Annotated in this window: 13 protein-coding genes; 6 read left to right on the top strand and 7 right to left on the bottom strand. The window is 55.7% G+C overall.

The annotated features are described in order from the left end of the window. Positions 1 to 550: transposase (locus tag AMM33_RS19080; RefSeq protein WP_194945575.1), on the top strand; the 550-nt coding region annotated here is incomplete at its 5' end. 165 nt (positions 551 to 715) lie between these two features. Here AMM33_RS19080 and AMM33_RS22775 read toward each other — a convergent pair. The 6 genes from AMM33_RS22775 to AMM33_RS19050 form a co-directional block, all read right to left on the bottom strand. Beyond that, the gene (locus tag AMM33_RS22775) at positions 716 to 835 is read right to left on the bottom strand and encodes a DUF3293 domain-containing protein (RefSeq protein ID WP_090142845.1); all 120 of its coding nucleotides are present in this window, start codon (positions 833 to 835) and stop codon (positions 716 to 718) included. A gap of 242 nt (positions 836 to 1,077) precedes the next feature. Then, the gene (locus tag AMM33_RS19070; protein WP_090142832.1) at positions 1,078 to 1,452 is read right to left on the bottom strand and encodes a hypothetical protein; all 375 of its coding nucleotides are present in this window, start codon (positions 1,450 to 1,452) and stop codon (positions 1,078 to 1,080) included. Beyond that, positions 1,452 to 1,817 (bottom strand): hypothetical protein, encoded by a 366-nt coding sequence (locus AMM33_RS19065; RefSeq protein ID WP_090142831.1) that lies wholly within the window; start codon positions 1,815 to 1,817, stop codon positions 1,452 to 1,454. The genes AMM33_RS19070 and AMM33_RS19065 overlap by 1 nt, the downstream gene beginning before the upstream one ends. A 90-nt stretch (positions 1,818 to 1,907) precedes the next feature. Further along, positions 1,908 to 2,177, bottom strand: coding sequence for a hypothetical protein (locus AMM33_RS19060; RefSeq protein ID WP_090142830.1), 270 nt, complete (start codon positions 2,175 to 2,177; stop codon positions 1,908 to 1,910). 147 nt (positions 2,178 to 2,324) lie between these two features. Beyond that, positions 2,325 to 2,876, bottom strand: a complete 552-nt coding sequence (locus tag AMM33_RS19055) for a DinB/UmuC family translesion DNA polymerase (protein WP_228768252.1) — start codon at positions 2,874 to 2,876, stop codon at positions 2,325 to 2,327. 46 nt (positions 2,877 to 2,922) lie between these two features. Beyond that, complete coding sequence (locus tag AMM33_RS19050) at positions 2,923 to 3,462, bottom strand: carboxymuconolactone decarboxylase family protein (RefSeq protein WP_090142829.1); 540 nt, start codon at positions 3,460 to 3,462, stop codon at positions 2,923 to 2,925. A gap of 107 nt (positions 3,463 to 3,569) precedes the next feature. Between AMM33_RS19050 and AMM33_RS19045 the strand changes: the two genes are divergently transcribed. The 3 genes from AMM33_RS19045 (at position 3,570) to AMM33_RS19035 (ending at position 5,396) form a co-directional block, all read left to right on the top strand. Continuing rightward, positions 3,570 to 4,400 carry an AraC family transcriptional regulator gene (locus AMM33_RS19045; protein ID WP_090142828.1) on the top strand — a complete coding sequence of 277 codons (831 nt, stop codon included), beginning with the start codon at positions 3,570 to 3,572 and terminating at the stop codon, positions 4,398 to 4,400. A gap of 150 nt (positions 4,401 to 4,550) precedes the next feature. Next, positions 4,551 to 4,883, top strand: coding sequence for a thioredoxin (gene trxA, locus AMM33_RS19040; RefSeq protein WP_090142844.1), 333 nt, complete (start codon positions 4,551 to 4,553; stop codon positions 4,881 to 4,883). Between the two features lie 237 nt (positions 4,884 to 5,120). After that, positions 5,121 to 5,396: a hypothetical protein gene (locus tag AMM33_RS19035; protein ID WP_090142827.1), complete on the top strand. Its 276-nt coding sequence runs from the start codon at positions 5,121 to 5,123 to the stop codon at positions 5,394 to 5,396. Positions 5,397 to 5,550: 154 nt separating this feature from the next. Here the strand turns inward: AMM33_RS19035 and AMM33_RS19030 are convergent, their stop codons facing one another. Further along, positions 5,551 to 5,772 (bottom strand): zinc/iron-chelating domain-containing protein, encoded by a 222-nt coding sequence (locus AMM33_RS19030; RefSeq protein ID WP_090142826.1) that lies wholly within the window; start codon positions 5,770 to 5,772, stop codon positions 5,551 to 5,553. Between the two features lie 70 nt (positions 5,773 to 5,842). Here AMM33_RS19030 and AMM33_RS19025 point away from each other — a divergent pair, with 70 nt between their 5' ends. Next, entirely contained in the window at positions 5,843 to 6,169 is a 327-nt protein-coding gene (locus AMM33_RS19025) for a type II toxin-antitoxin system RelE/ParE family toxin (RefSeq protein WP_090142825.1), read from the top strand. Then, a complete protein-coding gene (locus AMM33_RS19020) occupies positions 6,162 to 6,479 on the top strand; it encodes a helix-turn-helix domain-containing protein (RefSeq protein WP_090142824.1) in 318 nt (105 codons plus the stop codon). The genes AMM33_RS19025 and AMM33_RS19020 overlap by 8 nt, the downstream gene beginning before the upstream one ends. Positions 6,480 to 6,489 lie beyond the last annotated feature (10 nt).

Genomic DNA, 6,489 nt, shown 5'->3' with positions numbered 1-6,489 from the left:
CAACGCCCGGATCACGTTTGACAAGTTTCACATCATCGGGCACGCAAGCACTGCAGTGGACAAGATGCGCCGGATCGAGCAGAAGACCGACAAGTCTGTCAAGGGCATGCGCTGGACTTTGCTCAAAGACACAGCCAAGCTCAAACCGGAGGCGGCAGCTGAACTGGATGCGKTGATGGCCAAGATGACCGTCAAACGCACGGCCAGGGCGTGGTCCTACAAAGAGCAGTTGCGTGAGATCCTTGATCGAAAGCAGATCAACGTTGTGCGAACCATGCTGGATCACTGGTGCACATGCGTGATGCGCTCCAAGGTCGAACCGATGAAGGACGTTGCCAAGATGATCCGCGCTCATATGGAAGGCATCGTGGCCTGGGCGCAGACACGCCAGACCAACGGATTCCTCGAAGCCATCAACGGTTTGTTCCAGGCATCCAAGCGTCGTGCGCGTGGGTTTACGCGAATCACAACGATCAAGACTGTCATCTTCTTGATCGCCGGGAGACTCGACTTCCACGCTATCAATCCTCATGCTGGGCAACCCACTTGAAATTCATCAGAGCCATTTCTTTCATTGCTGACCAAATCAGCGACTTTCGTCACTGAGGTGGCGCTGTCATGGGTTGTTCATAGTGACTTGCGATCTCTTTGGCCGCTCACGGTTCATGTCCAAGATCAACACGCTTTCCTCACCCGGCCAGTTGTTGCTGGGGTGTTAGCCGATGCCGTCGATGAAAGTCAACCCGCGTTTTTTCAAGGTGGCTTTCAACTCTTGCTGCCTCACCTCGTTCTCTTTTCCGCTCAGCTTTTGACTGAACGGATTCCAGGCGGTGATGTGTGCCGCACCAAGGCATTGCGGTCCGCCATCAGCTTTTTAAGGTCAGGGTAAGGCTTGCCAATGTTCATCGTGAAGGCGGTTCATGGTGAACGATGTAATGGGTTTCTCTGAATGCCTGCACAAACTCCGCGGGCAAAGAGGAATGTGTCATGTCGGACTTTCAACGCTCTTGCGTTTAGGGCTGTCGTTGTAACTTGTGTTTTCCTGCATTTGATTTTCATGCATGTTCGACAAGAAGCCTACCGATCAGTCATGAATTCTGGCGGTAACGGTTCATCCCTAGCTTGCTCCTCTGGTGTACGCGTGTCATACACACGCTGCATGAATTGCTTTACAGATTCACCATCGCGCCGGATGAAGGCAGGCACGTCTTGCTGCTCCCAATCCACTGGGGCTGGCGGCTTCCTCTGAGGAATTCGGCCGACAAGGGTCAAATCATCCAGATTCACTTCTGCCTTGCAGGCTGAACACGTGACGGATTTTTTAGCGCTTTGATTGACCTGGTCAGGGTTGTAATTCGCACCTGCACATTGAACAAAGGCAGGTCTGATGTGTGGTGTTTCACAGCACGGTGGGATCACCACTAGGGCGTCGGCGGTGTAGATAAAGTTCATCACTCTGTTTTGTACGGAAAAGCGCTTGAATACTCAATTGCCTTCTCGAAAATTTCGCGATAGCAACCATCCATGTACACCATTTCTACAGTGTGAAAGTTGTGCTTAAGTGCGTTAGCCATGTTTAAAAAAACTCGATCTTTCAAAGACTCTCCCGCCTTATCTGCAAAGTGGTTGTAATCAGCATCGTTATATCTGGCGCGAATGATCCACATGGTCTGTACGTCATCAATGGCCCATTGCAATTCTTCGATGGTGAACATTTGAGCCAACTGCAAAGCAATTTCGGTCAAGACACCAGTTCGCCACCGAATCCTGTCAGCTGGCGTCAGGTCTTCGAGTTGTCCGGCGTGTCGAATGTGCATGGCTATCGCTCCTTCATGAATATTGAGAGGTGAGAGGCTCAAGGCATGAGCCTCTCACTCGCAGTCGGTCAGTTGAAAGTTCAGGCGGATTTACAGCGCGGCTGAAAACTGGTTGTACCGTGCGATCTCGGCACGCCTGTTCGCATCAAACTCGTTGAGCTTTTGCTTCAACTCAGGCAGGTGATGTGTGATTAGGTCCGGCGTAGTCCCATCAGCAATAGGTGCCGCACTGAACAGACCCGATGCCGGGTTGTAAAAGCAGTTGTCGGTTTCCGGCAAGATCACGCGGATCAATCCCGAGCCGGGCACGGTCTGGATGTTGATGGATTGGTTTTGCAGCTGAATGGTGGCGTTGGCCATGATGATTTCCTTTACCCGCAGACTTTGGAACGTCGGCGGCGTGCGGGATAAGGGCGCTGCGTGACGCTTTAGCCATGTATTTGTTATGCGCCCAGGCAAGTGGTCTGGAATAAATCCGGCGCACCGAAATTGTATCCCTAATTTTTACTAATTCACCACCGCCAACCCCTCCCAATCCGTCGTAAACCCCGACGACAACCGATCTTGTTTCATCGCCCACAGCTTGCGCGTACGCGGTGCGCCTGCGCTGGCCAGCTTGAGGGTGCCGCGTCCGTAGCGCTGGTTCACTTCGTCCATGGCTTGCATCAGGCGGATTCTGTTTTCCGGCATGTCGGCATCCAGATCGAGCGTGAGTTGTTGCCGCGTGGCCGGCTGCAGGTCCATCAGCATCACGCCCGCTTTGGCGTACTTGTAGCCGGGGCGGTAGATGTGTTTCAGGATCGCATTCGCGGCCTGCGTGATGTGCGCGCTGTCGCTGGTGGGCGAGGGCAGGGGGGTGCTTGCGCTGCGGCTGTATTGCGGGTCTTGTTTGCGGAACGGGCTGGTGCGGATGAAGACCATGATGTGGCCGGTGTGGCTGTTTTGTTTTCGCAGTTTTTCAGCGGCGCGGCAGGCGAATTCGGTGATGGCTTCTTGCAGCTTGCGCCGTTCGGTGATGACAACACACTGACCAACACGGCCACCTGCGCCAACGAACACCAGGAGGTGGCCGTTGGCGTTCCCCGCTTGTCAGCGAGGCTGGGCTTTACAGGGCGACTGGCACCGCTGGGAAGTCGACGTCGGTGTCGGCAATGTGGTTGGTGTAGTTGGTCAACACGTTGAGGGCCACGTTGGCGGTGACTTCGATCACCAGGCCATGGTCCACACCCGCTGCTGCGGCATCGGCCAGATCGCTGTCGGCCAACACGCCACGCTGACGGACGATTTTGATGGCCAGCTCAACCAAGGCCTTGTCTTGTGCGCCTTCGGCGGTGCCGCTTCGGGCTGCGCGGATGGCTGCTTCCGACAAACCAGCGCCTTTGCCGATCAGGGTGTGTGCAGACAAGCAGTACTGGCAGGCGTTGGTTTGGCCCACGGCCAGTGCGATCAACTCGCGCTGGGCGGCGCTCAAGCGGCCTTTGCTCAGTGCGTCGGAGAAGGCCAGGTAGCCGTTCAGGGCGGCTGGAGCCTGGGCGAAGGTGGCAAACAGGTTGGGTACCATGCCGAGCTTGGCCTTGACGCCGTTGAGGGTGGCTTGGGTGGTGGCGTCGGCTTGGGCAAGTGATACAGGTGCGATACGTGTCATGGTGAAACTCTCGTTTTGAATGGCTGTGCGACATGCACCAGTGAATTGTGCGATACGTATAATCACTTAAAGTACACTAAAACATACCCAAAGTATCAAACAACGCCATGGACCGACTTTCACCTTTGTTTGCCCGCTCGGTGCCCAGCGCACGCGTGTTCTATTCGGGCAACCTGTGCCAGATCTCCACCTTTGAGGCCGAGGCGCATGTGGGCCATGTGCATTTGATGCGCAGGGGCACCATGAGCGTGATCGACCGGCATGGGCGCGCCAGCAGGGTTGAAGAGCCCAGCTTGTTGTTTTTCCCGCAGAGTTCTGCCCACCGTCTGGTGCCCGATGGTGCAGACGGTGTTGACCTGGTGTGTGCGTCTGTTGATCTGGGCGACGAGGCCCGTGGCGCGCTGATCTCTGCAATGCCCGAAGTGCTGGTGATTCCGCTGAACCAGTCGTCCAGTCTTTCACCCGCGTTGGACCTTTTGTTCCAGGAAGCCTTTGACGAAAAGTGTGGCCGACAAGCTGCGCTGGACCTGTTGATGGAATACCTGCTCATCTTGTTGCTGCGCCACCTGCTCGACAGTTCATCGGTTACCACCGGCATCCTGGCGGCGCTGGGCGACCCTCGTTTGTCCAAAGCGGTCACTTCCATGCACGACCGGCCCGGCCATGCATGGACGCTTGAATCGTTGGCCGAAACCGCAGGCATGTCGCGCGCACGCTTTGCCAACCACTTTCGAGAGGTGTCGGGCCTGACCGCGCTCGACTACCTCACGGCCTGGCGCATCACAGTAGCCAAGGGTTTGCTCAAACGGGGCAAGCCGCTCAAGTCCATCGCGCCCATGGTGGGTTACGCCAGCGCGGTAGCGCTTACCCGCGCTTTCACCCACCGCGTCGGCATGCCGCCACTTGCCTGGCTGCAAGCGCACACCAATCAGGACTGAGGCTGCACCAACAAGGCCATGCCATTTTTTGCGCCGATACGTTCAGCACAACAACCGAGACGATCAAGCCACACAGCGACGCTGGCGATTCCTAAACTTTCTACATGCCCTCACATGTTGTGGCGGCCACAGAAGCAACAAGGAATCGTCATGCCAATCAGCCCCCGAGTCGCCCCGCTGCAAGCCAGCGAATTCGACACCTTCATCAACCAGCAGGCTGGCCCCGTGGTCATCGATTTCTGGGCACCTTGGTGTGGTCCATGCCGCGCTTTGGCGCCCACGCTGGAACGCTTGGCCAAAAACCTTGAGGGTGTTGTGGCCGTGCGCAAGATCAATGTGGACGAAGCCGCCGAGCTGGCATCCGCCTTCGGCGTGCGCAGTATCCCCACCCTGATTTTGTTCAAGGACGGACAAGCCTTGTCGCAGGTGGTGGGCAGTCAGACCGAATCCGAACTGGTGAAGTGGGTAGGCTCGGCGTTTTGAGCCCTGTAACCATGCGCTTACCGGAGGATGTGGTGGACTTTTGCAAGGGCATGGTCGATGAATCCGGTCGCGGTATGCCGGGGATGGACGAAGAGATGGACGGGGCGGAGCAGCACCATGGTGTCCAAGGGCCAGAAAGATAGGGTGAAAGTTGTGCTGGACAACTCATCAGCGGAGACTTGACATTGAGCCCTCAACCTAAAATGCTGTGGATATCAATGTTGAATATTCAGCTTCATGACCACCCAAATCCTCATCCGCTTGCCTAATGAGGTTGCACGGCGTTTTCGCAACGCCATCCCTGCTCGTCAGCGAAGCGAGTTTGTGCGCAAGCTGCTGGAGGAAAACCTCCCGAATGTGGATGAACAGATGTATGAACTTGCCGTCAAGGCAGAGGCGTTTGACCGTGCCAATCCAGAAGATGTAAGCGAGCTCGACGCAACCCTGATGGATGGTCTTGACCCCAACGAAACTTTTGACAACGCCAAATTGCTTGCCTTGTGCCAAAAGTAAGGAAAGAGATCGAACGATGGGGTGTTTTTTGGGCAAGATGTGATCCGGCTGTGGGCTCAGTCAGAGCCTGATCAATTTGTACTTGCGAGACGGCCTTGCCAACAGTCGAAAAGTGCAAATCAACTAACCAAATGCTTCGACAGCGGCCTGACCTTCACCCCGGCCGCGTCAATTCCTCCAGCCGCATCAACCAAGCCCGGACGTGCACCCCGCCATCGGCCACAGCACCACACATCTCCACCGACGCTTGCAGTTGCCCACACACCGCAGGCCGTTCGGGCTGCCCAAAAATTTTGCAGCGCAGTTGGTCGTCGAGTTGCACGCAGGGCACGCCCGCAGGTTTACCGTTGGGCATGCCGGGGATGGGCGAGGAGATGGTGAGGCATCTTGAGGTCTAAGGAAAGAATTTCGATTGCTCACGATTAGCGTTTTTGCTAACATGATGCATGGCTTTTGAAATTCAATACTTCCATGAGCGTGTGTACGCAGAAGTGCAATCATGGCCTGTTGATGTCCTCGCCGACTATGCGCGATTGGTAGAACTTCTCACGGAACATGGGCCGAGCCTTCGCTTGCCACATTCGCGCGCTTTTGGTGATGGCTTGTTTGAACTGCGCCCGCGCGGCCGATCGGGAATTGGTCGGGCCTTTTACTGTTTCTTGGTGGGCAAGAGAGTGGTCGTTTTGCATGCCTTTATCAAGAAGTCGCAGCAGACGCCCGATAACGAATTGAAGATGGCACGAAAACGATTAAAGGAATTGATGCATGGCTGATTTGACGTACAAACCCATTCCTCACAATCACACTGAATTTTTGGCGGCAGCACGGCTGCGCCCTGGATTCAATGATGCTTACGACAGTCTAGAGCTCGAATACACCGTTGCAAGCCAAATGCTGAAAGCCCGAACAAAAGCTGGCCTGACGCAAGATGCCGTCGCAGAGCGCATGGGCACAACAAAGAGTGCCATTTCACGCTTAGAAGGTTCAGGGCGGCACGCCCCCTCATTGGCGACATTGAAAAAGTACGCCGCTGCGGTGGGCTGTGATTTACAGGTCAGGTTCGTACCTCACAAAGCGAGATAAGCCCGAGCTG

Source organism: Limnohabitans sp. DM1 (assembly GCF_001269385.1).
Classification (GTDB): domain Bacteria; phylum Pseudomonadota; class Gammaproteobacteria; order Burkholderiales; family Burkholderiaceae_C; genus Limnohabitans_A.
Note: the sequence above shows the minus strand (reverse complement) of the source record. Positions and strands in the feature narration are given on the sequence as shown.

Bases quoted from the DNA above. Each gene is read 5' to 3' on its own strand.
- AMM33_RS19070 (WP_090142832.1), bottom strand. From the start codon at position 1,452: ATGAACTTTATCTACACCGCCGACGCCCTAGTGGTGATCCCACCGTGC.
- AMM33_RS19065 (WP_090142831.1), bottom strand. From the start codon at position 1,817: ATGCACATTCGACACGCCGGACAACTCGAAGACCTGACGCCAGCTGAC.
- AMM33_RS19060 (WP_090142830.1), bottom strand. From the start codon at position 2,177: ATGGCCAACGCCACCATTCAGCTGCAAAACCAATCCATCAACATCCAG.
- AMM33_RS19050 (WP_090142829.1), bottom strand. From the start codon at position 3,462: ATGACACGTATCGCACCTGTATCACTTGCCCAAGCCGACGCCACCACC.
- AMM33_RS19045 (WP_090142828.1), top strand. From the start codon at position 3,570: ATGGACCGACTTTCACCTTTGTTTGCCCGCTCGGTGCCCAGCGCACGC.
- trxA (WP_090142844.1), top strand. From the start codon at position 4,551: ATGCCAATCAGCCCCCGAGTCGCCCCGCTGCAAGCCAGCGAATTCGAC.
- AMM33_RS19035 (WP_090142827.1), top strand. From the start codon at position 5,121: ATGACCACCCAAATCCTCATCCGCTTGCCTAATGAGGTTGCACGGCGT.
- AMM33_RS19025 (WP_090142825.1), top strand. From the start codon at position 5,843: ATGGCTTTTGAAATTCAATACTTCCATGAGCGTGTGTACGCAGAAGTG.
- AMM33_RS19020 (WP_090142824.1), top strand. From the start codon at position 6,162: ATGGCTGATTTGACGTACAAACCCATTCCTCACAATCACACTGAATTT.